This is a genomic window from Stutzerimonas stutzeri (assembly GCF_051028275.1).
GTDB lineage: Bacteria > Pseudomonadota > Gammaproteobacteria > Pseudomonadales > Pseudomonadaceae > Stutzerimonas > Stutzerimonas stutzeri_AS.
In genome coordinates this window covers 1,495,006-1,521,443 of record NZ_CP069269.1, presented here as the reverse complement: position 1 = coordinate 1,521,443, position 26,438 = coordinate 1,495,006, and the positions used below count along the sequence as shown (strand labels likewise).

At 59.2% G+C, this 26,438-nt stretch carries 27 protein-coding genes; 1 reads left to right on the top strand and 26 read right to left on the bottom strand.

Annotation, left to right across the window (positions count from 1 at the left end; translation table 11 throughout):
- Positions 1-12: 12 nt before the first annotated feature.
- The 9 genes from JQR87_RS06985 to flhA all read right to left on the bottom strand — a co-directional run bounded on the left by JQR87_RS06985 (position 13) and on the right by flhA (position 10,504).
- Positions 13-753 carry a flagellar motor protein gene (locus JQR87_RS06985; RefSeq protein ID WP_407291377.1) on the bottom strand — a complete coding sequence of 247 codons (741 nt, stop codon included), beginning with the start codon at positions 751-753 and terminating at the stop codon, positions 13-15.
- The gene (locus tag JQR87_RS06980) at positions 753-1,853 is read right to left on the bottom strand and encodes a protein-glutamate methylesterase/protein-glutamine glutaminase (protein ID WP_407291379.1); all 1,101 of its coding nucleotides are present in this window, start codon (positions 1,851-1,853) and stop codon (positions 753-755) included. The genes JQR87_RS06985 and JQR87_RS06980 overlap by 1 nt, the downstream gene beginning before the upstream one ends.
- A gap of 44 nt (positions 1,854-1,897) precedes the next feature.
- Positions 1,898-4,105: a chemotaxis protein CheA gene (locus JQR87_RS06975; RefSeq protein ID WP_407291381.1), complete on the bottom strand. Its 2,208-nt coding sequence runs from the start codon at positions 4,103-4,105 to the stop codon at positions 1,898-1,900.
- Positions 4,106-4,117: 12 nt separating this feature from the next.
- On the bottom strand, positions 4,118-4,912 hold the full coding sequence (locus JQR87_RS06970; RefSeq protein ID WP_407291383.1) for a protein phosphatase CheZ: 795 nt from the start codon (positions 4,910-4,912) through the stop codon (positions 4,118-4,120).
- A 23-nt stretch (positions 4,913-4,935) separates the two neighbouring features.
- The gene (locus JQR87_RS06965) at positions 4,936-5,310 is read right to left on the bottom strand and encodes a chemotaxis response regulator CheY (RefSeq protein WP_172830728.1); all 375 of its coding nucleotides are present in this window, start codon (positions 5,308-5,310) and stop codon (positions 4,936-4,938) included.
- A 117-nt stretch (positions 5,311-5,427) separates the two neighbouring features.
- Positions 5,428-6,153, bottom strand: a complete 726-nt coding sequence (gene fliA / locus JQR87_RS06960) for an RNA polymerase sigma factor FliA (protein WP_407291385.1) — start codon at positions 6,151-6,153, stop codon at positions 5,428-5,430.
- Positions 6,154-6,167: 14 nt separating this feature from the next.
- Positions 6,168-6,998, bottom strand: a complete 831-nt coding sequence (gene fleN / locus JQR87_RS06955; RefSeq protein ID WP_407291387.1) for a flagellar synthesis regulator FleN — start codon at positions 6,996-6,998, stop codon at positions 6,168-6,170.
- Between the two features lie 91 nt (positions 6,999-7,089).
- Positions 7,090-8,367, bottom strand: coding sequence for a flagellar biosynthesis protein FlhF (flhF, locus tag JQR87_RS06950; RefSeq protein WP_407291388.1), 1,278 nt, complete (start codon positions 8,365-8,367; stop codon positions 7,090-7,092).
- Positions 8,368-8,383: 16 nt separating this feature from the next.
- Positions 8,384-10,504 (bottom strand): flagellar biosynthesis protein FlhA, encoded by a 2,121-nt coding sequence (gene flhA, locus JQR87_RS06945; RefSeq protein WP_407291390.1) that lies wholly within the window; start codon positions 10,502-10,504, stop codon positions 8,384-8,386.
- A 201-nt stretch (positions 10,505-10,705) separates the two neighbouring features.
- Between flhA and sodC the strand changes: the two genes are divergently transcribed.
- The gene (sodC, locus tag JQR87_RS06940; protein ID WP_407291391.1) at positions 10,706-11,227 is read left to right on the top strand and encodes a superoxide dismutase [Cu-Zn] SodC; all 522 of its coding nucleotides are present in this window, start codon (positions 10,706-10,708) and stop codon (positions 11,225-11,227) included.
- 56 nt (positions 11,228-11,283) lie between these two features.
- Here sodC and flhB read toward each other — a convergent pair whose 3' ends face one another.
- The 17 genes from flhB to fliF form a co-directional block, all read right to left on the bottom strand.
- On the bottom strand, positions 11,284-12,420 hold the full coding sequence (gene flhB / locus JQR87_RS06935; RefSeq protein WP_407291393.1) for a flagellar biosynthesis protein FlhB: 1,137 nt from the start codon (positions 12,418-12,420) through the stop codon (positions 11,284-11,286).
- Positions 12,421-12,456: 36 nt separating this feature from the next.
- Positions 12,457-13,236 (bottom strand): flagellar biosynthetic protein FliR, encoded by a 780-nt coding sequence (fliR, locus tag JQR87_RS06930; protein ID WP_407291395.1) that lies wholly within the window; start codon positions 13,234-13,236, stop codon positions 12,457-12,459.
- 38 nt (positions 13,237-13,274) lie between these two features.
- Complete coding sequence (gene fliQ / locus JQR87_RS06925; protein WP_407291396.1) at positions 13,275-13,544, bottom strand: flagellar biosynthesis protein FliQ; 270 nt, start codon at positions 13,542-13,544, stop codon at positions 13,275-13,277.
- A gap of 19 nt (positions 13,545-13,563) precedes the next feature.
- Positions 13,564-14,340, bottom strand: a complete 777-nt coding sequence (gene fliP / locus JQR87_RS06920) for a flagellar type III secretion system pore protein FliP (protein WP_407291398.1) — start codon at positions 14,338-14,340, stop codon at positions 13,564-13,566.
- Positions 14,340-14,759 carry a flagellar biosynthetic protein FliO gene (fliO, locus tag JQR87_RS06915; protein ID WP_407291399.1) on the bottom strand — a complete coding sequence of 140 codons (420 nt, stop codon included), beginning with the start codon at positions 14,757-14,759 and terminating at the stop codon, positions 14,340-14,342. Before fliO ends, fliP begins: the two co-directional genes overlap by 1 nt.
- A 1-nt stretch (position 14,760) precedes the next feature.
- Complete coding sequence (gene fliN, locus JQR87_RS06910) at positions 14,761-15,231, bottom strand: flagellar motor switch protein FliN (protein ID WP_407291401.1); 471 nt, start codon at positions 15,229-15,231, stop codon at positions 14,761-14,763.
- A 40-nt stretch (positions 15,232-15,271) separates the two neighbouring features.
- Entirely contained in the window at positions 15,272-16,243 is a 972-nt protein-coding gene (gene fliM / locus JQR87_RS06905; RefSeq protein ID WP_407291403.1) for a flagellar motor switch protein FliM, read from the bottom strand.
- Positions 16,244-16,255: 12 nt separating this feature from the next.
- The gene (fliL, locus tag JQR87_RS06900; protein ID WP_407291405.1) at positions 16,256-16,786 is read right to left on the bottom strand and encodes a flagellar basal body-associated protein FliL; all 531 of its coding nucleotides are present in this window, start codon (positions 16,784-16,786) and stop codon (positions 16,256-16,258) included.
- Between the two features lie 340 nt (positions 16,787-17,126).
- Positions 17,127-18,356, bottom strand: a complete 1,230-nt coding sequence (locus tag JQR87_RS06895; RefSeq protein WP_407291406.1) for a flagellar hook-length control protein FliK — start codon at positions 18,354-18,356, stop codon at positions 17,127-17,129.
- Between the two features lie 117 nt (positions 18,357-18,473).
- Positions 18,474-18,782, bottom strand: a complete 309-nt coding sequence (locus JQR87_RS06890) for an Hpt domain-containing protein (RefSeq protein WP_407297796.1) — start codon at positions 18,780-18,782, stop codon at positions 18,474-18,476.
- A gap of 76 nt (positions 18,783-18,858) precedes the next feature.
- Entirely contained in the window at positions 18,859-20,562 is a 1,704-nt protein-coding gene (locus JQR87_RS06885) for an ATP-binding SpoIIE family protein phosphatase (RefSeq protein WP_407291407.1), read from the bottom strand.
- Entirely contained in the window at positions 20,562-20,867 is a 306-nt protein-coding gene (locus JQR87_RS06880) for an STAS domain-containing protein (RefSeq protein ID WP_407291408.1), read from the bottom strand. Before JQR87_RS06880 ends, JQR87_RS06885 begins: the two co-directional genes overlap by 1 nt.
- A gap of 159 nt (positions 20,868-21,026) precedes the next feature.
- Positions 21,027-21,479: a flagellar export protein FliJ gene (fliJ, locus tag JQR87_RS06875; protein ID WP_407291410.1), complete on the bottom strand. Its 453-nt coding sequence runs from the start codon at positions 21,477-21,479 to the stop codon at positions 21,027-21,029.
- A 3-nt stretch (positions 21,480-21,482) separates the two neighbouring features.
- The gene (gene fliI, locus JQR87_RS06870) at positions 21,483-22,841 is read right to left on the bottom strand and encodes a flagellar protein export ATPase FliI (protein WP_407291412.1); all 1,359 of its coding nucleotides are present in this window, start codon (positions 22,839-22,841) and stop codon (positions 21,483-21,485) included.
- Positions 22,831-23,619, bottom strand: coding sequence for a flagellar assembly protein FliH (gene fliH, locus JQR87_RS06865; protein ID WP_407291413.1), 789 nt, complete (start codon positions 23,617-23,619; stop codon positions 22,831-22,833). The genes fliI and fliH overlap by 11 nt, the downstream gene beginning before the upstream one ends.
- A gap of 15 nt (positions 23,620-23,634) precedes the next feature.
- Positions 23,635-24,651 carry a flagellar motor switch protein FliG gene (gene fliG, locus JQR87_RS06860; RefSeq protein WP_407291416.1) on the bottom strand — a complete coding sequence of 339 codons (1,017 nt, stop codon included), beginning with the start codon at positions 24,649-24,651 and terminating at the stop codon, positions 23,635-23,637.
- A complete protein-coding gene (gene fliF / locus JQR87_RS06855; RefSeq protein WP_407291417.1) occupies positions 24,644-26,431 on the bottom strand; it encodes a flagellar basal-body MS-ring/collar protein FliF in 1,788 nt (595 codons plus the stop codon). Before fliF ends, fliG begins: the two co-directional genes overlap by 8 nt.
- Positions 26,432-26,438 lie beyond the last annotated feature (7 nt).

Here is a 26,438-nt window from a genome sequence, read left to right as displayed (position 1 = left end):
GTTGCCCTTGTATCAGTCGACGAAGCCCTGAAGCTTCATTTCGATTGAGCGAGGGTTTTCGCCTTCGGCAATCGACAGAACGCCTTCGAGCAACATTTCGCGGTACGCGGTCTGTTTCTGCACAACGCTCTTGAGTTTATTGCCCATCGGCAACGCCAACAGGTTGGCGAAGGCAACGCCGTAGATGGTGGCAACAAACGCCACCGCAATGCCGCTGCCCAGCTGGCTGGGGTCGGCAAGATTACCCATCACGTGGATTAGCCCCATCACAGCGCCGATGATGCCAACCGTGGGCGAATACCCGCCCATGCTTTCGAAGACTTTGGCCGCCCTCAGATCACGCGTTTCCTGTGTGTAGAGGTCCACCTCGAGGATGCTGCGTATCACCTCCGGCTCTGCGCCATCGACTAGCAGCTGTAACCCTTTACGGGCATAGGGATCAGGCTCGGTGTCAGCGATCGGTTCCAGCCCCAGCAAGCCTTCCTTGCGCGCTGTTGCGCTCCAGCCCGTCACCAGGCTTATGCCGCGGATCATGTCCACACGCGGAGGAAAAAATATCCAGCCGATCACTGACATGGCACGCATGAACACAGCCATTGGCGTCTGCAACAGCACCGCTCCCAGCGTTCCGCCAAGAACGATAAGGGCCGCAGGGCCATTGAGCAGCGCCGAAACATGCCCGCCTTCTAGGAAGTTACCGCCCACGATGGCGACAAACGCAAGGACCAGCCCGATCAGGCTGAGTACATCCATCAGATGCACGCCTCGCTCAGATGGCGACCGATGTCATCAAGGCTGTAAATAGCGTCGGTGAGATTGGCCTTCACCACGGCCATCGGCATGCCATAGATTACACAGCTGGCTTCGTCTTGCGCCCAGACCTGACTGCCGCTCTGCTTAAGCATTCGCGCGCCTTCACGTCCGTCAGCGCCCATGCCGGTCAACACCACAGCAAGCACCTTGTCGCCGAATGCCTTGGCAGCGGAACCGAACGTGACGTCCACGCATGGCCGGTAATTGAGCCGCTCGTCGCCGGGCAATATGCGCACTGTGCCGCGCCCGTCGACCATCATCTGCTTTCCTCCAGGCGCCAACAGCGCGAGACCTGGTCGCAACAGATCACCGTCTTCGGCTTCCTTCACGCGGATCTTGCACAGCTTGTCCAAACGCTCGGCAAATGCCTTGGTAAAAGCTGCCGGCATATGCTGAATCAATAGGATAGGCGCCGGAAAATGAGCAGGCAGCTGCGTCAACACGCGCTGAAGCGCAACCGGCCCTCCGGTCGAAGTGCCGATGGCGACCAGCCGATAGGACTTGCGACGAGGGGCCGCGACCGGAGCCGTATGGGCCGGCGCGGTAGATCGTGCAACTGGAGCGGTGCCTGGCGCAACGTTGGCTGACCGAGCACCAGGCACTGAAGGAGCCGGTGCGGCAACGGTACTGCTAAAACGGCGATTGCTGCGCGAAATGGAGTGGACCTTCTCGCACAGCAATTGCTTGACCTTTTCGGGGTTTCGCGAGATGTCTTCGAAGTTCTTCGGCAGAAAGTCGACAGCTCCTGCATCCAGCGCGTCGAGCGTAACCCGTGCGCCTTCGTGAGTGAGCGAAGAGAACATCAGAACGGGTGTCGGGCAGCGCTGCATGATCTGCCGGACCGCCGTGATGCCGTCCATCATCGGCATCTCGTAATCCATGGTGATGACGTCTGGTTTCAACGCCAACGCCTGGTCGATCGCCTCACGCCCGTTGGTGGCGGTGCCGATCACCTGAATGTTCGAATCTGAAGAGAGAATCTCCGATACACGGCGGCGGAAAAAGCCGGAATCGTCCACCACCAGGACCTTGACAGCCATAAAACACTCCTAGCAGCAGCGGTCCGTAACCCGCTGCCTACTGATCAGATCCGACGCGCGTAACGCTTGAGCATGCTCGGTACGTCGAGGATCAAGGCGATACGACCATCACCCGTGATTGTCGCACCGGACATGCCGGGAGTGCCTTGCAGCATCTTGCCCAACGGCTTGATCACGACTTCTTCCTGCCCGACCAACTGATCGACGACGAAGCCAATGCTCTGATTGCCGACGTTGAGGATTACTACATGCCCCTCGCGCTGTTCCTCATACTCGGCGCCGTTTACAAGCCAGCGCTTGAGATAGAACAACGGCAGCGCCTTGTCGCGGACGATCACGACTTCCTGGCCGTCAACCACGTTGGTGCGAGACAGGTCCAGGTGGAATATTTCGTTGACGCTAACCAGCGGGAAGGCAAACGCCTGGTTGCCCAGCATCACCATCAGCGTCGGCATGATGGCCAACGTCAACGGCACCTTAATAACGACCCGCGAGCCCTGGCCTTTGTTGGAGAACACATTGACTGTGCCGTTGAGCTGCGAAATCTTAGTCTTGACGACATCCATGCCAACGCCGCGTCCGGACACATCGGAGATTTCCGATTTGGTCGAGAAACCCGGCGCAAAAATCAGGTTATAGGATTCGAGATCGCTCAGGCGCTCGGCAGCGTCTCGATCGAGCAAGCCCTTCTCCACCGCCTTGGCGCGCAGGATGTCAGCGTCCATGCCTTTGCCGTCGTCGGTGATCAGCAGAAGGATGTGGTCACCTTCCTGTTCGGCTGAAAGGACCACCTTGCCGGTGCGCGGCTTGCCTGCAGCTTCACGTTCTTCCGGCGTTTCGATGCCGTGGTCGACCGCGTTGCGTACAAGGTGAACCAATGGGTCGGCAAGCGCTTCTACGAGGTTCTTGTCCAGATCGGTTTCTTCACCGACCAGCTCCAGGTTGATTTCTTTCTTGAGGCTACGGGCCAGATCGCGAACCAGACGCGGGAAGCGGCCGAAGACTTTCTTGATTGGCTGCATGCGCGTTTTCATCACAGCGCTCTGAAGATCGGCGGTCACCACGTCAAGATTCGATACAGCCTTGGCCATGGCTTCGTCAGCGCTATTGGAGCCGAGGCGCACCAGACGGTTACGCACCAGCACCAACTCACCGACCATGTTCATGATTTCGTCGAGTCGAGCAGTGTCGACACGAACAGTCGTTTCCGCTTCGCTCGCTGGCTTTTCCGGGCCTGGAGCTGGGGCTGGCTTGGACGCAAGATCCGATTTGCCCGCCGTGGCTCCCTTGCTTGCCACAGCATTCGCTGCCGGTTTCTCCGGTGCAGCTTTCTTCTCGACTGGGGCAGCAGCTGCCGCGGGCTTGGCTGCGGGCGTAGCTACTGAGGCCACTGAGGCGGCAGCATCGGGTTCAAATTTTCCTTTACCGTGCAGTTGGTCCAGCAGCGCTTCGAACTCGTCATCGCTGATATCGTCGCCACCGGCCGCCGCGGGAGTGGCATCCGGTGCTGGGGAAGCAGGTGCAACGGCAGACGGCTCGGAGAATTGCCCCTTGCCATGAAGCTGGTCGAGCAATGCTTCGAACTCATCGTCGGTAATCTCATCGCTGGCCGGCTTCTCCGCCGCTGCGACCGACGCTGCCGGGGCGGAGGCTTGCTCCACCACGAACTGCCCTTTGCCGTGAAGTTGGTCGAGCAGCGACTCGAACTCCTCGTCAGTGATTTCGTCAGGCACGCCGGAAGCCTGAGCCTCAGCGGACTGGTCAAGCGCGCCAAGAAACTCTTCAAACTCGCTTTCAGCAGTGGCGACTACAGGTTCGGGCTCTGGCTCGATGGCGACTTCGGCCACTGGCTCCTCTGCGCCAGCCGGCTCGGCCAAACGCGTCAACGCCGCAAGCAGCTCAGGCGTTGCAGGGGTAACCTCGGTGCGTTCACGCACCTGGGTGAACATTTCGTTGACAGAGTCCAGCGCCTGAAGCACGACGTCCATCAATTCCGAGTCGACGCGACGCTCACCCTTGCGCAGGATGTCGAAGACGTTTTCAGCAATGTGACAGCACTCCACCAGCTCATGCAGCTGGAGAAATCCGGCACCGCCTTTTACCGTATGGAAACCGCGAAAAATCGCATTGAGCAACGCGGTGTCATCGGGGCTGCTTTCCAGCTCCACGAGTTGCTCTGACAATAGTTCGAGAATCTCGCCGGCCTCTACCAGGAAGTCCTGGAGGATTTCTTCATCGGCGTCGAAGCTCATATTCACCTTCCCCTAAAAGCCCAGGCTCGAAAGCAGATCATCAACGTCGTCTTGCCCGGATACGACATCCTCACGTATATCGGCATGCATCTGCGGACCTTCACCATTGGAAGGCTGTTTTTCTTGTTTTTTTCTTTCCTGCTCGGCGCGCATCGCTTCACGGTCGTGCTGGATGCCTGCTACGCGGTCAACCTGCCCGGCCATCAGCACTAGATTAAGCAGATTACTTTCGAGTTCGGTAATGAGCCGGGTCACCCGTTTGATCACCTGACCGGTCAGGTCCTGGAAATCCTGCGCAAGCATGATTTCGCTAAGGTTCTGCGACAGCTGACTGCCATCGTTCATGCTGCGCTGGAGAAACTGGTCGATGCGTTTGACCAGCTCGCGGAACTGCTCGGCGTTCATATCGCGACGCATGAAGCGCTGCCAATCGGCAGTCAGGCTTTGGGCTTCATAACTGACGTAATTCACAAGCGGCGCAGATTCTTCAACCAGGTCCATGGTGCGGTTGGCCGCTTTTTCGGTCATTTCCACAACATAGGACAGTCGATCGGTTGCATCTGTAATGGGAGATGGATCGCCGCCAGTTGCACAGGTATCCATCTCAAGCTTGACGATGGCGTTATGCAATTCACGGGTGAGCTTACCCACTTCCTGATAAAGCCCATGGTTGCGGGCCTGATTGAGCTCATTGAACATCTGCGTCGCTTCGTCGAAGCGGCCTTGCTGCAAACTTTCAATCAGTTTGGGTGCATGAGCCCTCAGAGTCGCTTCAAACTCTGCCAGGCTTTGGTCTGCTTGCGTCATAGTGCCCTCGCGGCGGTACTGCTTCAGCCGTTGACGCGCTCGAAGATTTTTTCGATCTTTTCTTTGAGCACTTGAGCCGTGAATGGCTTGACCACATATCCGTTGACGCCGGCTTGTGCGGCCTCAATGATCTGGTCGCGCTTCGCCTCGGCGGTCACCATCAAGACGGGGAGATGCTTGAGGCGCTCGTCGGCACGCACTGCGCGCAACAGATCGATGCCGCTCATGCCAGGCATGTTCCAGTCGGTGACGAGGAAATCGAAACTGCCGCTTTTCAGCATAGGCAGTGCAGTAGTGCCATCATCCGCTTCGGCGGTGTTGGTGAAGCCCAGATCGCGCAAGAGGTTCTTGATGATCCGTCTCATTGTCGAGAAGTCATCGACGATGAGGATTTTCATGTTCTTGTCCAAGTACACCTCCGTAAATCCCGAATCCGAGACCTGCTCACGGTCTGTTTGCGGGCCTCGTGAATGAAGCTCGTAAGCGGTCTTTAATGCTTTGTCGCAAACCGGTCGCTAACGCGCGCGCCATTCGCCAAGACGAGCACGCAGGCGTGCAGCGCACTGACTGTGCAGCTGGCTCACCCGTGACTCGCTGACGCCTAGTACCTGGCCGATTTCCTTCAAGTTCAACTCTTCGTCGTAGTACAGCGAAAGCACCAACTTCTCACGTTCCGGCAGGCTGCCGATGGCCTCGGCCAACGCCTGCTGGAATCGCTCGTCTTCCAGATCGCGGGACGGTTCCGGATGTGTGCTGGCGGCATCCTCGCCTAACTCCCCGTGCTCACCTTCGGTCAGCAGGTCATCGAAACTAAACAGACGGCTGCCCAAAGTGTCGCCAAGAATGCCGTAGTACTCATCGAGACTCAATTTAAGTTCGGCCGCAACTTCCTGATCTTTAGCGTCGCGTCCGGTTCTGGCCTCGATTGCGCGAATAGCCTCGCTGACCATTCGCGAGTTTCGATGCACGGAACGCGGTGCCCAGTCGCCCTTGCGAACCTCGTCGAGCATGGCTCCACGGATGCGGATACCGGCATAAGTCTCGAAACTCGCACCTTTGCCGGCGTCGTATTTTTTTGACGCTTCGAGCAAGCCAATCATGCCGGCCTGCATCAGGTCATCCACCTGCACACTTGCCGGCAGACGCGCCAGGAGATGGTAGGCGATGCGCTTGACCAGCGGCGCATATTGGTCGATGAGCTGGTATTGCGAGTCTTTAGCCTGAGCTTTGCTGTTATACATACCGAGTCCAGCCGCTATTGTTCGTTAGGCTCTGCGGCGGGCCTGACCAGGCGCTCCACAAAGAACTCCAGATGGCCGCGAGGCGTTGCTGGCAAAGGCCAGGTATCGACCTTTTGCGCGATTGCCCTGAAGGCCAGCGAGCACTTAGCGCGCGGATAGGCTTCATAAACAGCGCGCTGCTTCTGCACAGCCTTGCGTACCGCCTCGTCGTAGGGGACAGCCCCAACATATTGCAGCGCTACATCGAGGAAGCGTTCGGTTACCTTGGTCAGCTTAGCAAACAGGTTGCGCCCCTCTTGCGGCGCATGAGCCATGTTGGCCAGAACACGGAAGCGGCTGATGCCGTAATCCCGATTGAGTAGTTTGATCAGCGCGTACGCATCGGTGATGGATGTCGGCTCGTCAGTCACTACCAGCAGTACTTCCTGCGCAGCCCGAACGAAGCTCACCACTCCATCGCCGATGCCGGCGGCCGTGTCGATGATCAGTACATCGACGTCGTTGCCGATGTCGCTGAACGCCTGAATCAGGCCTGAATGCTGCAGCGTCGATAGCTGCACCATGCTTTGCGTGCCGGAAGCGGCCGGCACGATACGCACACCGCCCGGCCCCTGAATCAGTACGTCACGCAGGTCACACTCCCCTGCGATCACATCAGCCAGGGTGCGTTTGGTGGTCAGGCCGAGCAGTACGTCGACGTTGGCCAGACCGAGGTCAGCGTCGAGCAAGACGACCCGTCGACCCAGATCGGCAAGGGCCAGGGCCAGATTGACCGATACGTTGGTCTTGCCGACGCCACCCTTGCCGCCGGTCACTGCAATAACCTGTACGGGATGCATACCCATTTTCACACGCCTATCTCTTGCTGGAGCCCTTGGGCTATCGATGCGTTCAGCCCGAACGCGTCTTCTTTGTGTGTCTCTCGGAGCGATGCGTTCATCCGGCTTTCCGAGAACCGTTGTACAGACCGGAGAACAGGTCAGCCATTGTTTCCTCGCTAGGATTCTCTTCGGATTGCAGACTTACCGCGCGGCTGACCAATTGATGGCTACGCGGCACGTGCAAATCCTCTGGAATTCGCGGTCCATCAGCCAGGTAGGCAATAGGCAGGTGCTGACTGATGGTCAGACCGAGCACATCGCCCAAGCTCCCGGCTTCGTCCAGTTTAGTCAGAATGCAGCCTGCCAGTCCGCAACGGCGGTAGTTGTGCCATGTCGCTTTCAGCACCTGGCTCTGGCTGGTTGCTGGTAGAACCAGATAGTTTTTCACCTTGATGCCGCGGTCCGCCAGCGTCTCAAGCTGCAAACGCATCATCGGATCACCCGCCGGCAAGCCGGCAGTATCGACGAGAATCAGGCGTTTGCGGGCCATCGGTGCCAGCGTTTTGTTCAATGGTTGGCTGGGGTCAATCTGAATGACCGGTACGTTGAGGATGCGGCCGAGTGTCTTCAGCTGCTCCTGAGCGCCGATACGGTAGTTATCCATGCTCGCCAGCGCGATGCTTTGGGGGCCGTGTTTGAGCACGTAGCGCGCCGCAAGCTTCGCCAGCGTTGTGGTCTTGCCTGCACCAGCCGGGCCGACCAACGCGATCACACCGCCCTCATCGAGCGGCTCGACCTTGCTGACCTTGATCGATTGCGCCAGGTGCGCCAGCAGCATTCGCCAGGCCTGACGAGGCTCGGACACGGTCGTAACCTTCTCAAGCAAGGCGCGAGACAAGTCGGATGGCAGCCCAATGCGCTGCAGACGACGCCAGAGGCCAGCCTGTTGCGGGCGACGACTCTGCTCCTGGCCCCAGGCGATCGAGCCGAGCTGCACTTCGATCAGCTCACGCAACCCCTGCAGCTCCGATTGCATCGCCTCAACCGCACGCGAATCGAATGACGCAGCCGCAGCGACGGGCGCTGCCGGCGCGACCACCGCAGGCTTTTCGTCAAGAAGCTGGCGATCCTGGCCGGCCGATCCACGCGACGGCGCGCTCATCTCGGCATGGGCACTGGCAATACGGGCTTGAGTCTTGCGCAGCTCGGCTTCCAGCGCCGCATTCGGCTGCTTGGGCGCCGGCGACTCCATCGGATAATCAAGCACAGCGGTCAGCTCGACGCCGCCAGCGACTCGACGGTTACCCGTGATCACGGCGTCCGCGCCCAGCTCGTCACGAATCATTTTCATGGCGATACGCATGTCGGCTGCGAAGAAACGTTTGACCTGCATGGCCTGTAGCCCTCAGTTAATTCTGACCCACCGTCGATACGATGGTGACCTGCTTGTTATCCGGTATTTCCTGATAGGCCAGGACATGAATGTTCGGAACAGCGAGTCGGGCGAACCGCGACAGCATCGCGCGAACCGGACCCGCCACCAGCAGAATCGCCGGCTTACCCAACATTTCTTGACGCTGTGCCGCCTCTACCAGAGAACGTTGCAACTTTTCGGCCATTCCTGGTTCGAGAAGAATGCCATCTTCCGAACCCTGTCCAGCCTTCTGAAGACTGTTGAGCAATATCTGTTCCAACCTTGGCTCAAGCGTGATGACAGGCAGCTGCGGCTCAAGCCCGACAACGTTCTGCACAATTGCACGAGACAAGGCGACACGTACCGCAGCCACCATCGCGGCGGGATCTTGACTCTTGACGGCAACGTTGGCGATGGCCTCGGCAATGGTTCGGATGTCTCGTACAGGCACCTGCTCCTGCAGCAATGCCTGCAGCACTTTCAGCAAGGTGGACAGGGAAATAATTCCCGGCACCAATTCCTCGGCAAGCTTCGGCGAGCTCTTGGCAAGTAGTTGCAGCAACTGCTGGACCTCTTCATGACCAAGCAGCTCATGAGCGTGCTTGTGCAGCACCTGGTTGAGGTGCGTCGCGACCACGGTACTGGCGTCAACGACCGTATAGCCAAGCGATTGCGCCTGGTCGCGCTGGCTGGCTTCAATCCAGACCGCCTCCAGGCCGAAGGCCGGATCCCTGGCGGCAATGCCATTGAGCGGGCCGAACACCTGCCCCGGGTTGATCGCCAGCTCGCGGTCCGGATAGACCTCGGCCTCGGCCAGGCTTACGCCCATCAGCGTCAAACGGTAGGCGTTAGGTAGCAAATCCAGGTTGTCGCGGATGTGTACCGAGGGCATGAGAAAGCCCAGGTCTTGCGACAGCTTCTTGCGCACACCTTTGATCCGGGCCAACAGCTGCCCCCCCTGGTTGCGGTCGACCAACGGAATCAGCCGATAGCCAACCTCCAAACCGACCATGTCCACGGGCGTCACGTCATCCCAGCCCAACTCCTTGGTTTCCGCCGCGCGCTGCGCAGGGAGCATCTCCTGCTGCTTCTGGACGTCCTGCTCAGCCTGTTGCTGTTGCTGCTTCTGACGATGCCAGATCCAATACGCGCCACCAGCGGCAACCGCGCCAAGCCCGAGGAACGACATATGCGGCATTCCGGGCACCAGGCCCATCGCAATCATGATGCCGGCTGAGACCGCCAAGGCTTTCGGCGAGGCGAACATCTGCCGGTTGACCTGTTGCCCCATGTCCTCGGAGCTGGTGACTCGGGTCACCATGATGGCGGCAGCGGTCGAAAGCAGCAGCGACGGAATCTGGGCCACGAGGCCGTCACCGATGGTCAGCAATGCGTATACCTGGCCTGCTTCGCTGAAGCTCATGCCGTGCTGCGCCATGCCAATACCGACACCCCCGATGAGGTTGATAAACAAGATCAGCAGGCCGGCGATGGCGTCGCCGCGAACGAATTTGCTCGCACCATCCATCGAGCCGTAGAAGTCTGCCTCGGAGGCAACCTCGACTCGGCGTAACTTCGCTTCGGCTTGATCGATAAGCCCAGCGTTGAGGTCAGCGTCGATTGCCATCTGTTTGCCGGGCATGGCATCAAGGGTGAAACGTGCGCTGACTTCGGAGATTCGCCCGGCACCCTTGGTGACCACGACGAAGTTGATGATCATCAGGATTGCGAAGACCACGATACCGACGACGTAGTTGCCGCCGATCACCACGTTACCGAAGGCTTCGATCACGTGACCGGCCGCAGAGCCGCCTTCATGGCCGTTGATCAGCACCACGCGAGTCGAGGCTACGTTCAACGCCAACCGCATCAAGGTGGCGACAAGCAGGATCGTCGGAAACACCGCGAAGTCCAGCGGCCGCAGAGCGTATACGCTGACCAGCAGGACGACGATCGACAAGGCAATGTTGAAGGTGAACAGCAGATCCAGCAGGAACGGCGGCACCGACAACATCATCATGCCCATCATCACGAGCAGCAGAAGCGGCACGCCCAGATTACCGCGCCCTGCGCCCGTCAGGCCGTTTCGAATATTGATGAGTTGCGTGCGATCCACGTAAACCCCGCCTGACCAGAACAAAGAATTGACGCAAAAACGCGTCCTGACAGGGCTATAGCAAAAAGGGGTCCAGTTTTCAGCTCTACATCGCCAGACCTCGAGGTCGGGATGGACGGACCGAACGCGACTGGGCTGCGGCAGTCACACAGTCGACGGGCGGCGTGACGCCGCCCTCGTCCAGTCAAACAGGAGCGTGCTATGAAACAGTGGTTAATTGCCGCAATGGCCAGCTGCGCCGCGATCGGCGTGCAAGCCGAAACCCTTTCCGTCGAGATGAACAAGGTCAACGATCAGGGCGTTGCCAGCTCCATCGGTACCGTGAAGATCGAGACAACCGATCACGGTCTGGTTTTCCGCCCTGACCTTTCTGGCTTGAACGCTGGCGCTCATGGCTTTCATGTTCATGCCAATGGCAGCTGCCAGCCTGCAGAGAAAGACGGCAAGAAAGCTGCGGCCGTTGCAGCCGGGGGACATTGGGATCCGAAGAACACTGGCAAGCATGGCGAACCCTGGGGAGACGGCCATATGGGCGACCTGCCCGTCCTGGTGGTTGATGCCCAAGGCAAAGCCAGCCAACCGATCCTGGCGCCGCGCCTGAAGAGCCTGGGCGATCTCAAAGGCCACGCGCTCATGGTTCATGAAGGTGGCGACAACTATTCCGACAACCCCGAGCCGCTGGGCGGCGGCGGTGCCCGCGTCGCTTGCGGCGTGATCGAGTAAGCAGCTAGCTTCACGACACGAAACAGGCCGTCTCGGCTTAGCTTGAAAGCGAGCGATTATTCATCCCGCCGCAAGTCTGGTGGAATCGGCAGGTTGCTCAACGGGTCCGGTCGTTTGCCCTTTCCGGAGCGGTACTGGCGTAGCTGATAGACATACGCCAGTACCTGCGCCACGGCGAGGTATAGTCCCGCCGGTATTTCCCGGTCGAGCTCGGTCGAGTAGTAAACCGCTCGCGCCAGAGCCGGTGACTCGAGCACCGTCACCTGATGCTCGTTGGCGATTTCGCGAATCTTCAGGGCGACGAAATCTCCACCTTTGGCCACCAGCGTGGGCGCCCCGCCTTTGCTACCGTCATATTTGAGCGCCACGGCGAAGTGAGTCGGGTTGGTGATGACCACATCCGCCTCCGGGACCGCCTGCATCATCCGCCGTTGAGCAGCGTCGCGCTGCAACTGACGAATCCGCGATTTCACTTCAGGCTTGCCTTCGCTGTCCTTGTACTCGTCGCGTACCTCCTGCTTGGTCATCATCAGCTTCTGCTTGTTGTCCCAGAGCTGAAAAGGCACATCGACCGCCGCAATCAGAATCAGCCCGCAGGCCATCCATAAAGCACTCCAGCCAACCACCTCGACGCTGTGCATGATGGCCAGGTCAAGCGGCTGTTTGGCGATGGACAGCAGGTCGTCCTGATAGGCGGCCAGCACAGCCAGCGCCACCATTAGCACCACGAAGAATTTCGCCAGTGCTTTGAGTAACTCGACCAGCGCGTGGGTGGAAAACATCCGTTTCAGGCCGGAGCCAGGATTCATACGACTGAACTTGGGCGCCATTGACTTGCCTGAAAACAGCCAGCCACCCAGGGAAATCGGACCGATGATCGACACGATCATCAGCACGATGAGCAAGGGCATGACGGCCTCGAGCGCGACCATCCCACCGCTCATCAGCAGCCGCACCATTGCGGCTTCATCCAGCAAGGTCTCACGGCTGAGCTCGAAGCTGTTCTGCATCAGGGCCATCAGGCTGCCTGCCATGCTGCCACCAGACGCCAGCAACCCGCCGATACCACCCAGCGTGACCGCCACCGTGTTCAGCTCTTTGGAGCGGGCCAGCTGGCCTTTCTCGCGCGATTCCCGGACCCGTTTTTCCGTGGGTTCCTCGCTTTTGTCGGCACCGCTTTCGCTCTCAGCCATAACAGGCCTCCCGCAGCTGTGGTGAAGGCATACGCATCAGCGTAGCCCGATCAGTTCGCGAAGCATCGCCAGCGCTTCGCTGACGAAGCTCTGGTATTGCGCAAGAAGGTCAGCCATTCCGATCCAGACAATGATCAGGCCCAGCACCAGGGTCAGCGGAAAACCAATCGAGAAGATGTTCAGCTGCGGCGCAGCGCGTGTCATCAGACCAAACGCCAGGTTTACGACCAGCAACGCGGTAATCGCCGGCAACACCAGGAGTAAACCGGCCCCGAGCACCCAGCCGAGCTTACCGGCGATCTCCCAGAAGTGGTTGGTACCAACCACCCAGCCGCCGACTGGCAAGGTCACGAAGCTCTCTGTGAGGATTTCCAGCGCCACCAAGTGCCCATTCATGGAGAAGAACAGGAGGATGACCAGCATGTTGAAAAACTGACCGATGACCGGCACCGATACGCCGTTGGCCGGATCGATCATCGAAGCGAAGCCAAGACCCATCTGCATTGCCAGCAGCTGCCCAGACACGATGAACACCTGAAAGAACAGCTGGAGGACGAACCCGAGCATGACGCCGACCAGGATTTGCTCGGCTATCAGCACCAGCGCCAGTCCACTCAACGGATCCACCAGCGGCACCGCAGGCAATCCCGGAACCAGCACAACGGCAATTGCGACGGCGAGGTATAGCCGCACCCGCATCGGCACCAGCTGAGTCCCGATGATAGGCATACTCATCAGCATGGCGGCCACGCGAAACAGCGGCAGCAGAAACTGCGCCACCCAGGCGCCGATCTGCGCGTCGCTGAGCTCAAGCACAGGCGCAAGCCGTATGGGGGACTGAAACGGTCAAGCACTCACCCAATGATCAGCGGAATGTTCTGAACCAGACCCTGGGTGTATTCCATCAACTCACGGACAAGCCAGGGTCCCGCCCATATCAGGGTGACCAGCATGACCAACAGGCGCGGAAGGAAACTCAGCGTTTGTTCGTTGATCTGGGTGGCCGCCTGAAACATGGCCACGACGAGGCCAACGAGCAAACTCGGAACTACCAGCACGCCGACGATCATTGCGGTCATCCAGAGCGCTTCGCGAAACAGATCAACCGCGACTTCGGGTGTCATGCGTGTCTCCGTATAGGCTCTAGAGCGTGCCGAAACTGCTGGCTAACGTACCGATAATCAAACCCCAGCCATCGACCAGAACGAATAGCATGATTTTGAACGGCAGCGAGATGATCAGCGGCGAAAGCATCATCATGCCCATCGCCATCAGCACACTGGCGACCACCATGTCGATGATCAGGAACGGAATGAAGATCATGAAGCCGATCTGGAATGCGGTTTTCAGCTCGGACGTCACGAATGCAGGAACCAGAATCGTGAGAGGCGCCGCGTCCGGGGACTGGATATCGGTCCGCCGGGACAGTCGCACGAAAAGCTCCAGATCGCTTTCGCGGGTCTGCGCCAGCATGAAATTCTTCAGAGGGACTTCTGCCCTAGCAATCGCATCCGGCGCCGAGATCTGCTCATTCAGGTAAGGCTGGACCGCCTCGTTGTTAATCCGCTCGAACACCGGAGCCATGATGAACAGCGTCAGAAAAATGGTGAGGCCGACCAGGATCTGGTTTGAGGGCGTCTGCTGCAGGCCCAGCGCCTGTCGCAAGATCGAGAAGACGATGATGATTCGTGTGAAGCTGGTCATCAGCATGACGAAAGCCGGAATAAAGCTCAGCGCCGTCATGATCAGCAGTATCTGCAGGCTGACCGAATATTCCTGCTGCCCCTGTGCGTCGGTGCTCAGGGTAATTGCGGGGATCGACAAGGGGTTGTCGCCCTGCGTAATCAAGCCCCCTGCATCCTGGCCCACGGCAAACGGGGCGGCCAGGATCAACAGGGCCGCCAACAACAATCGAAACATCAGGGCTTGTCCTTGTGATCCCGACCGAGCAGCTCCATCAGCCGCTGGGCAAATTCGGGGTTGGCAGGTTCAGCGTCCGGCAGATGCACCGGCTCCTTCAGCACATGCAGGGGCGTGATACGGCCAGCGCTCAAGCCCACCAGCACCTGCTCGCTGCCTACCTGGACCAATACCAGACGTTCACGTGGCCCCAGGGCCTGAGTCGAAATCAGTTTGATCGCCTGGTTGCTGCGAGGATTCAACTGCTGCATGCGACGCAGCAGCCATGCCAGCAGGAAAATCAATCCAATCACCAGCAATAGACCGAGCAGCAGCTTGGTCATCTGCCCACCCATGCCAGCGGAGCTCATATTTGTAGCGGGCTCGGCAGCCATCGCTGGCACGGCCAGAAACAGCGAGAGGATCGTCAGGGCCCGCATGTCAGCGCAGCTTCTTGATGCGTTCGCTCGGACTGATCACGTCAGTCAAACGAATGCCGAACTTTTCGTTTACGACCACCACTTCGCCGTGGGCGATCAAGGTGCCGTTGACCAGTACATCGAGCGGCTCGCCAGCCAGGCGATCCAGCTCCACGACCGAGCCCTGGTTGAGCTGCAACAGGTTGCGAATGCTGATTTCCGTACTGCCAACCTCCATCGAGATGGAAACCGGGATGTCCAGAATCACGTCCAGGTTAGGCCCCTCGAGACCCGCTGGGACCGGGGCCGCCTTGGGACTGCTGCCAAACTCCTCCAGCGGGGCACGTGGCGGCGACGACGCTGCAGCCGGCCCCTGATTCAACAGGGCATCGATATCATCCTGATTGGCATCACCCGCTTCAGCCAACGCCGCAGCCCATTCATCAGCCAGCGCCTGCTCTTCAGGGGAAGTGTTTTCGAAATCGTCTGCCATCGCTAATCCTCGACCGGCTGGTAATTGAGTGTGGGCTGAATCAACGTGGTCGCATTACGGATTCAAGCACCTGCAGGGCCAGGTTGCCCTTGTGAGCGCCAAGCTTGACCTTGAAGGTCGGCATGCCGTTGGCGCGCATGATCATGTCTTCGGGCATTTCAACCGGGATCACGTCGCCCGGTTGCATGTTGAGAATGTCGCGCAACTTGAGCTGTCGCCGCACGACGGTCGAACTGAGCGGCACCTTTACATCCAGCACGTCTTCTCTCAGGGCATTGATCCAGCGTTCATCCTGATCGCTGACGTCTGATTGAAAGCCGGCATCGAGCATTTCGCGAATCGGCTCGATCATCGAATAGGGCATGGTCACGTGGAAATCACCGCCACCGCTTTCCAGCTCGATGTGGAAGGTAGACACCACCACCACTTCACTTGGGCTGACGATGTTGGCCAATGCCGGATTCACTTCGGAGTGCACATACTCAAAATTGACGTCTAGCACCGCGTGCCAGGCTTCCTTCAGATCGACGAATGCCTGATCCAGCACCATCCGCACCACGCGCAACTCGGTAGGCGTAAATTCGCGCCCCTCGATCTTGGCGTGCCGGCCGTCGCCGCCAAAAAAATTGTCGACCAGCTTGAACACCAGCTTGGCGTCGAGGATGAACAGAGCGGTACCGCGCAGCGGCTTGATCTTCACCAGATTGAGGCTGGTTGGCACGTACAGGGAGTGGATGTATTCGCCAAACTTCATCACCTGCACGCCGCCGACTGACACGTCTGCCGAGCGGCGTAGCAGGTTGAACATGCTGATGCGCGTGTAGCGGGCAAAACGTTCGTTGATCATCTCGAGGGTGGGCATACGCCCGCGGACGATCCGGTCCTGGCTGGTCAGGTCGTAACTTTTGATGCTGCCCGGTTCGGAATCACTTTCGGTATCGACAAGACCGTCATCAACTCCGTGCAGGAGCGCGTCGATCTCATCTTGCGAGAGCAGATCTTGAACAGCCATCTACAACGACCCCTATTGCAATACGAAATTGGTAAACAGAACTTGCTCGATAGCAAGCTTGCCGATTTCCTTCTCTGCTAACGCCTGAACGCTGGCGGTTGCCTTCTGGCGAAGCATTTCCTGTCCTACCGGCGTCGCAAGGCTCGCAAATTCCTGACTGGAAAACAGCATGACCAATTGATTGCGCAGCAACGGCATATGTTCCTTCAATGCGTCGAGTGCGGCCTGGTCTCGCGACATCAGCGCCACGCTGACTTGCATGTAGCGCTGGCGACCTCCGGTATTGGCGAAGTTGACAATAAACGCAGGCGCCAACACTTCATAGATTGCAGTCGCACGTTGGGGCGGCGCGTTCGCTTGTGAAGCTTCCTCGGCCGGCTTCTCCGAGGCACCTCGAGACATGAAATAGAAGGTGCCGCCTACCGACAACCCAACCGCTAACAGCAAGCCGAGGACGATCATGATGATCAGCTTGAGCTTGCCCTTTCCCTCAGTCGCCGCCGCAGGACTGGGAACGTCCGGAGGGCCCTGTTTCTTCGCCATGCCAAATATCCGTCATCACAAGTGTTATCACTCGCCTCGAAACGAAGCGAGCAACTGCTATGCCAAAGTATCAATCAGCTCATGAGCTGCGTAAATGATTGCCTCGCACCGGCTCGTCTTTGCGGACCGATACTGAGTTTGCTCTGCCCAGTTTCGAACGACCGCACAAGAACGCGGCGAGGAAGGTTTGACAAGAACCCGTCACCCTGGGAAAGACGCGAGGGGGCTGGTTCAGGTAGCGGGTAAAGAACATTTTGAAGGCGGTATTATTGCGGCTTAACCGAGCGCAGCAGCCGCTCCCACGGCATGACTAGGCTCGGCTTTCAGACCGATTTGGCTGTCAGGCGTAGTAATCCACCAGGCCACGACCGCTGGCGACACGACCCGAGCTGATCTCCATGGTGCCTAGCGCCATTTCCTCCTCTGCTCCAGCCAAGGCACCGGCAACGCCGCCGCGCGGCTCACCGCCGCTTTCACCTTTCCACCCTCGTGACTGGTCAGACACGTTGACGTCCATGGTCATGCCCTGTTGGGCGAACATATCGCGCAGTCGCTGCATCTGTCCTTCCAGCGCATCCCGAACGCCAGCATGCGGACTTACGAAGGTCACCTGCGTCTGGTCCTTGTTCATGTCGATACGAACCTCCATACGACCGAGCTCGGCTGGATCGAGTTGAATCTCGGCAGACTTGAGGTTCTGGCTGGACAACCACATCACCTTATCGACCACAGCTTCGCTCCAGCCAGACTGCTGCATCTGTACGGGTTGGCCGGGCACCATCACAGGCCGCTGTATTTGCTGCGTCTGGTTCTGCTGAGCGATCGCCTGCGTCAAGGGGCTGAGCCGATCGATCGGCGCTTCAGTGATATTCGTACGGCTGTCCTTTGGCACATCGAGCTTTTCAAGCAGCTCTCCAAAGCTTTCATCCAACGAGCGAAGCTCAGGCTCTTCGACCTGCCCCTCGAGCAGGTTCGCCGGAAGCAGTTCCTGGGCATCGACTGCGGCGTCGCCTGTCATGACCAGACTCTGAGCGGTATTCTTCTGGCTGGCCGCCTGTTGCTCTCCAATGCGCTGCCCCGCCAGCAGGGTCTCGCTGTCTGGCGAGGCATCAGCAGGCACCGCCTGCGGTTGTGCCAGGCCCATCAGGAACTCGCTGCCTGCCGGAGGTGGCTCAGCGCCCGGCTGGACCCCACTAGCATCCGGCTGACCACCCATGCCGAAAAGCAGTAGCGGGTCGAGGTCGGCTTCAGGGTCGTGCGGGCTATCGTCGGCGGTCTCGGCGCCCGGAGGCAGCTCCTTGCCGGGTTCGGCCGCAGTCGGCGCTTCGCTGCCGCTTGACTTGTCAGTTTCCTGACTCGACTTATCGCTCACCGGCTTGTCGCGGGCCGGCTTTGCTGCAGCATTCTGCGCTTCGGCGGGTTTGCCCTGGCGCTCTTTCGCGTAGACGTTGGCGAAGCTGGAGGCCTCGTCCCGACTGGATTGCGGGGCGGGTTTAGGCGAAGCGTTCGCTGCTTTGCCGGCCGCGGTCGGAGCCTTGATGTTTAGCAACAGATCGGGAGAGACGGCCATAGGTTTTCCGTTGAAGGATGACGACGTACGTAGCGTCAAGCAAAGTCCGGGCCACCGACTAGCTGGCACCTAAAGCTGCCTCACTGAGACCAGCGGTTCGCCGCTACAGCAACCCCGTCAGCCAGCTCCATGCCAACGTTGGCGCTCGGCTCGGTAAAGGATTCGCACGATGGCGAACTCTCGCTCGATACGCTCGATCAACGCCGGGGCTTCATCCAGCTGCTCGCGTCGGGCGGTTTCCTCCATCTCGCGACAAAGGTCCGCCAGCAGTACGGCGCCCATGTTGCTGCAGCTTCCCTTGAAGCTGTGCGCGGCCTGTCGCAGGTCCTCGGATTGACCGCTCAGACAGGCCGCCTGCAAAAGGCGCAGCCGTTCTTCCGAATCGACGAGAAAGGTATCCAGCAGCACCGGATATTCCGCATCCATCACTTCCTGAAGTGTCGCGAGCACCCTGCTGTCGAGATGTTCGGCCACGGAAATGCTCCTGGCTGCAAACGGAGAATTATGCACGACCGACCCAGTGGAACTCTACGTAAAGGGCCTTGCCATCCGGCTCCCAATAGAAGCGTTCACTCAACTGACGAATCATACGCAAGCCTCGCCCACCCAAACGACCGCTGCAATACTGCTGATTCAGGGCCTGCTGCACATCAAAGCCTGGACCACTGTCTCGAACACCGATCCGCAGATACCCCGTTGGGCCTTCAGACTTGACGGTTAACTCGATGGATACGAAGCCTTCGGCAAGCTCATCCAAGCGTTGCTGTCGTTCACGATAATACCTGGCGAAACCGTCGGCACCGCACTTGATGGTCGAATCCAGTAACAGGACACCGTGCTCCAAAGCGTTGGCATAAAGTTCGGTCAGGACCGTGTAAATGGTTCCGATACGGTATCGCAACGGCGAAATCTGCAGCAAAAGCTGCATCGTGATTGGCAACGGATCGGCCATACGCAGGCTGCTCGGACGAAGCTCGAAGCAAGTCGTCCAGTCTCTCGGGTTAAGCTCTTTGGAGCCTAGCGGGAAATACGGTGTAGACAGCTGTGCAACCGGCGTTTCCTCGGCGATCATGCTCACCTCGACGAGGCTCAAGTCGTCAAGGATTTGACCATGAAAGGCGTGCAGCGCTTGTTCGATATCCTCGAACAGCCTCGTTCGGTCGCTGTTCGCATCCATGACAGCCAGCAACCTTTGTTCGCCGAAGAGCTCGTCGTCAGCGTTGCAGCTCTCAAGCAATCCGTCGGACATCAACAGCAAGCGGTCTCCAACCGCCAGGGACAACGTCTCGAAGGTATCGTCGAATACGGTCGCCTCGCGTACCCCTAGCGGTAGATGCCCGGACCGCAAGGGCAACCGTTCTCCATTCGCCTTGAGTAGATAGCCATCCGGTAAGCCGCCGTTCCACACGCGTAGGATGCCCTGTCCCAGGTTGATGTCGAGCAATGTGGCGCAGCAAAACATCTCGACCGGCAGGATCAGCTTTAGCTTGGCGTTGATCTCGCGGAGTATCTGGTTACTGGAGTAACCCTTTGCCGTCATTCCATAAAAGGTTTCTGCCAGCGGCATGGCGCCAATCGCGGCTGGCAAACCATGACCGGTGAAGTCCCCGAGCAGCACGAACATCCTCCCGGCCGGCGCATGAGCAGCGAGCAGCAGGTCGCCGTTGAATAACGCCCGCGGAGACTGTCGATAACGAATGTTGGGTGCGTTGAGGCAGCCGGCGTGAGCCACCTTGTCGAAGATCGCCTTTGCCGCTTTCTGCTCGTCGAGCAGTTGCTGATTACGCCGGGCAATAAGATCGCGCTGTTCCAGCACCGTTGCCTGCAACCGCCGCAAGCGATGCATAGCCTGGATCTTCGCTTCGAGGATGATCGGGTTGTAAGGCTTGGCGATGAAGTCATCGCCCCCTGCTTCCAAACAGCGAACCAGCGCTTCGTTTTCGGTGAGCGAGGTAAGAAAAATGATCGGTACCAGCTCGTTTCCAGCCAGTTGCTTGATCTGCTGTGCCGCCTCGAAGCCATCCATCACCGGCATCAGCGCGTCCATTAGGACCAGCTGCGGGCGCTCGCGTTCGAACAGCGCGACCGCCTCGGCGCCATTGGCAGCGGTTACCACATGATGTCCCTGGCGACGAACGATAGCCGCCAAGAGCATGCGGTCAGCCGCGCCATCCTCCGCGATGAGTATGGAGAGCCGACGAGGCATCAGGGTATGGCGAACAATTGTTCGAAGTTGGAAACCGAGAGGACTTTACGGACGTCGGGATTGCAGTTGATCAGGCGGATATCGGCCTCGTCACCGCCCGCGTGATCTCGCAGCAGCAACAACATGCCCAGAGCAGAACTGTCGAGATAGGTGGCCCCGTTGAGGTCGACTACATAGCGACGGGGCGAGCTACCCGAAGCCTGATAAGCGTCGCGAAAAGCCTGATGTGTATTGAAATCGAAGCGCCCCTGAATCGTAATGGTCAGCTCCTGTCCATCTGCCGATAGCTGTGAACTGATGGTCATCTAGCACTCCTGATCCAAAGCAAAAACATGGCTGTGATGCCGGCCGGCGGTGACGCGTCAGCGGGACGCTTCCAGCTGCACCCTGGCCTCGGTGAGCAGCTGCACGGCAGCACACAAGCTGCATGAAGATTTAGCATTCAAAACCCGGCGCAGCAAGTTTCAATCCTGTTTTGGCTTGCTGGCCAGGCGTTGTGAGAACTCGTCGAGCAGTTTCTGTTCGCGTTTGTCGGCCGCCGTCCTGGCTTCCTGTAGATAGCGGTCAACCAGCTTGCGCAAGCCATCGAGTCGGGCGCGTCGCTGTTGCCATTGTTCGCGGAGCTTGTCGAGGTTGTTTCGGTGCCAATCCAGGCTGCGCTGCTGCTGCCCGATCGCTGACTCGAGTTGCGAAAGGAAGCGTTGGTAGTTCATCAACCACTGGCCAGACACGCCCTGGCTGCCCTGAACCATCCATTGCTGCTGGTAATCGGCAAAGTACTGGCGCAGCTCGCCAAGTTTGGCTTCTGCCTGGGCGACTTGCGTCTGGCCTTGTCCGAACAGCTTTGCAGACTCTCGCTCGGCACGCTCGGCCATATCGATCACGGGCGCCAAACGCGCTGCACGGCTGGTTGCCAAGCCTTAACCCGCGACCTTGGGGTTGAACACGCTGGCCAGCAAAGCCTCGCTCTGGGTCAGATGCTCAGCCTCGTTCAGACCTTGCCGAAGGTAGCGCACCATCTCAGCCTGCCGGGCAATGGCGAGGTCGGTCTCCGGGTCGCCACCCGGTACATAAGCGCCAACGCTGATGAGATCGCGGCTCTGCTGGTAGCGCGACCAGAGCTGCTTGAAACGTTGCGAGTGACGCACGTGCTCGACGCTGACCACTTGCGGCATGACGCGGCTGATGGATGCCTCGATATCGATTGCCGGGTAATGACCCTCCTCGGCCAGTCGACGCGATAGCACGATGTGGCCATCAAGTACGCCCCGTGCGGCGTCGGCGATCGGGTCTTGCTGGTCGTCACCCTCGGACAACACGGTATAGAACGCAGTGATCGAGCCGCCGCCCTCTTCTGCGTTACCGGCGCGCTCCACCAGACTCGGTAGTTTGGCGAACACCGACGGTGGGTAGCCCTTGGTCGCGGGCGGCTCGCCAATCGCAAGAGCAATCTCGCGCTGGGCTTGGGCGAAGCGAGTCAGCGAATCCATCAGCAGCAGCACGTTCTTTCCTTTGTCTCGGAAATACTCGGCGATACGCGTGCAGTACATGGCGGCCCGCAAGCGCATCAACGGCGCATCGTCTGCCGGCGAGGCCACGACGACTGAACGCTTGATGCTTTCTTCGGTGAGGATGTTCTCGATAAATTCCTTCACTTCTCGCCCACGCTCGCCGATAAGCCCCACCACGATGATGTCGGCCTCGGTGAAGCGCGTCATCATGCCAAGCAAGACCGATTTACCGACACCGGTACCGGCGAACAGGCCCAGACGCTGACCGCGCCCCACAGTGAGCAAGCCGTTGATGCTACGGATGCCAACATCCAGCGGCTCGCTGATCGGGTGGCGCTTGAGCGGATTGATTACCGGGCCATCCATCGGCACCCAGTCCTCCGCTTTCATTCCGCCCTTACCATCCAATGCCCGCCCGGCACCGTCGAGAACGCGACCGAGCATAGAGGTGCCCATGGGCAGGCGGCCGGTATTGGCCAATGGGACGACCCTGGCGCCAGGGGCGATACCCGCCAGACTGCCGACGGGCATCAGATAGAGTTTGCCGCTGGCGAAGCCCATTACCTCGGCTTCGACCTGGGTCGGGTGGTAGCTGTCTTCGTTAATGACCAGGCAGCGACTTCCGACCGCAGCGCGCAGCCCCTCGGCTTCCAGAGTCAGACCGACCATACGCAACAACCGACCTTCGAGGATCGGTTGGCTGGGGAGTTTGATGGCATCGCCGTAGGCTTCAAAGCGTTTGGCGAAGCTGGTGCGTTCAAGGCGCATCGGGGGCCTCCGTGTCAGAGCCGAGCTCTACATGCAGGTCGGCCTCGGGCGGACTGGTGGCGTTCTCTCGCTGTTGCTCGAACAGCTGACTGATCGCTTGGCCCAGGCGCGTTTCGACACTGGCGTCGATACGGCTCTGCTCGGTCTCGATGCGGCAGCCGCCAGGCAGAAGATCGCTGTCTTCGACGATACGCCAGGTTTCTTCATGGCGTTCACGTAGCGCCTTGACCAGCTCGAAGTCTTGCGGATTGATGTAGATGCGCACATTGCTCGCCCCCATAGGCAGCAGCTTCAGCGCATCGCGCAGAACCTGGCGAATCTGACTGGAATCGATCAGCAGATCGCGCTGAATCACTTCGCGAGCCAACTGACTGACCAGCGTAACCATGGCGTGCTCGAGATTACGATCCTGATCGGCGATAGGTTCGAGCAGCTGTGCCATCAGCGTTTCCAGATTCTGCAGCTTGGGCGCCAGCGCTGCTTCGGCCTCTTGCCTAGCCTTGAGCTGACCGGCGTGAAAGCCGTCCTTCTCGCCGGTACTGAAACCTTCGTTATAGGCTTCCTGGCGAATCGCTTCGAGCTCATCGAGCGTCAGCGGTTTGACCTCCTCGACCGGGACGTCCTCGCTATGCGACAACTCTTCGGCAGGAGCCGGTTCCTCGACGGACGCCTGCACTTCCGGCTCTGCGCCTAGCGGATCGAAGCTCGGCAAAGCCCAGCGATCGAAAACGTTGACGTCCTTCGCACGGATCACATCGCTGGGGTTTTCCTTGGACATACAACTCGCTTAGATCTAGACCATTTCTTCGCCGCCCTTGCCGCCGAGTACGATCTCTCCGGCTTCGGCCATGCGACGGGCGATGGTAAGGATTTCTTTCTGGGCGCCTTCGACTTCGCTGATGCGCACCGGACCTTTGGCTTCCAAGTCATCGCGCAGCAATTCACCGGCACGCTTGGACATGTTCTTGAAGATTTTCTCCTTGATGGCTTCGTCAGCGCCTTTGAGCGCCATGACCAGCACATCGGAGGATACTTCGCGCAGCAACACCTGGATGCCCCGGTCGTCGACATCGGCGAGATTGTCGAACACGAACATCAGATCCTCGATCTGCGACGACAGGTCTTCGTCGACGTCACGGATGGCATCCATCAGCTGGCCTTCGACCGAGCTGTCGAGGAAGTTCATGATATCTGCCGCACGCTTGACGCCGCCCAGCGTCGCACGGGTGGTATTGGCGTTGCCGGAAAACTGCTTCTCAAGGATAAGGTTCAGTTCTTTCAGCGCAGCCGGCTGCACTGTGTTCAATGACGACACACGCAGAACGATATCCAGCCGCACCTTGTGGTCGAAATGCGAGAGCACTTCACCCGCCTGGTCGGGATCCAGATACGCCACTACGATGGCCTGGATCTGAGGATGCTCGTAGCGAATCACATCTGCAACCGCGCGCGGCTCCATCCACTTCAGGCTGTCGAGACCGCTGGTGTTGCCACCAAGCAGGATACGGTCGATCAAGCCACCCGCCTTGTCCTCTCCCAGCGCCTGGGTGAGCATTTTGCGGATGTAACCGTCCGCGCCAACGCCAACACTGGTCTGGTCGCCGACGATCTCGACGAATTCGCCCATCACCTGTTCTATCTGGGTTTTCTGCACGTTGCGCATCTGCGCCATTGCCGTGCCGACTTTCTGTACTTCCTTCGGGCCCAGATGGCGCAACACCTGCGCAGCGTCGGCCTCGCCGAGAGAGAGCAAAAGAATTGCAGCCTTGTCGACCTTGTTCAGCTTTGCGGGTACTCGAGCATCACTCATCTGCGTTGATCCAATCTTTGACGACCTGAGCCACCCGGCCCGGATCCTCTGCTACCAGATTCTTGATGGCATTCAATTGCGCATCGTATCCCTCGGAGGGGCTGGGCAGCATGATGCTTTGCGGCCCACTCAGGCTGACCCGATCACTCGCCAGCGCACCATCGATACCCTCCAGATCGCCCAGCTCGGCATCGCCGGGCACGGCTTGAAGCTCTTTAGCCTTACCGGCGTTCGTCAGGTTGTTCAGGACCGGTCGCAGCACCCCGAAGACCAGCACCAAGATAAACAGTACGCCAAGAACCTGTTTTACGATGTCCCAGAACCACGGCTGCGAGTAGAACGGAATGTCGATGAACGCATCGTCAAGCGAATCAGCGGCAAACGGTGCATTGATCACGCTTACGCTGTCACCGCGACTCGCATCAAACCCAACGGCATCCTGTACCAGGCGGGTAAAGCGCGCCAGTTCTTCGGCACTACGAGGCACACGGGTCGTGGTGCCATCAGCCGCAACCGTGACCTGGTCGTCGAGCACCACCGCAACCGACAGACGGCGCAAACGGCCCTGCTGCTGCTTGGTATAGCTGATCGAACGGTCCAGCTCATAGTTGCGGGTCGCCTGCTCACGCTTGTCGGCCGGATAAGGGGCCAACATCGGTTGGCCGGTTGCCGGGTCCATGACTTGCTGACCGTTGGCGTCCAGCAGCGGCTGACCGGGAGCGATGGCACCGGCTGCAGCGGCCTGCCCTGCCACGGCATTCTCTGGCGCAGCCGCCGCGCCGGGAGGTTGATTGCTCAGCGCACCGGGTACGCCCTGCGGGCCCAGGCTGCTCTGGCGCTGTTCGCTGACGCTCTGCTCACTACGCAGTGCCGGCTGATCCGGGTTGAAGGTCTCGGAGGTGGACTCGACAGCGCTGAAATCCACATCGGCGGACACCTCAGCCTTGTAGCGACCGCTACCCAGTACCGGCTGCAAAATGTTATGCACGCGCTGGGTGTAAAGGCTTTCCACGCGACGGCTGTAGTCGAACTGCTTGCCAGCCATGCTCAGCTCGGTGAGCTCCTGCTGATCGGACAGCAGATTGCCTTTTTGATCGACCACGGTGATCTGTGACTTGGTCAGCTCCGGTACGCTGGTTGCGACCAAATTGATGATCGCCATGACCTGGCTCGGCTCGAGGCTGCGGCCTGGGTACAGCTCAACGAGTACCGATGCGCTAGGCTTGCGCTCATCGCGAACGAACACCGAGCTCTTTGGAATGGCAAGGTGAACGCGAGCGTTCTTGACGTTGTTCAAGCTGGAAATGGTGCGCCCCAGTTCACCTTCGAGCCCCCGGCGATAGCGGGTCGCTTCCATGAACTGGCTGGTGCCGAGGCCTTGTTCCTTGTCGAGAATTTCAAAACCGATATTGCTGTCGGTCTGGGCAATGCCAGCGCCAGCCAGTCTCAGCCGTGCACGCGCCAGGTCGTCCGCCTTGACCAGCAAAGCGCCGGACGTGGGTTCGACGGTATAGGAAATGTCGGCGGCTGCCAGGGTTTCCATCACCTGATTAGCATCCATCCCGGCGAGGCTGCCCAACAACGGACGATAGTCCGGCTGCTGCGACCACAGCACCACGGCGAAACCGATGGCTACGCTCGCTGCCAGACCGACCAACAGGCCGATCTGCCGCAACATCGACATTTCAGACAGGTTCTCCAGAAAGGAGAGACCCAGCAAAGGCTTCTTCGGGGTATCCGAAGCGAGTGGTACCGGAGCGTTGGTAAGTGCGTCAGCCATTATTCAA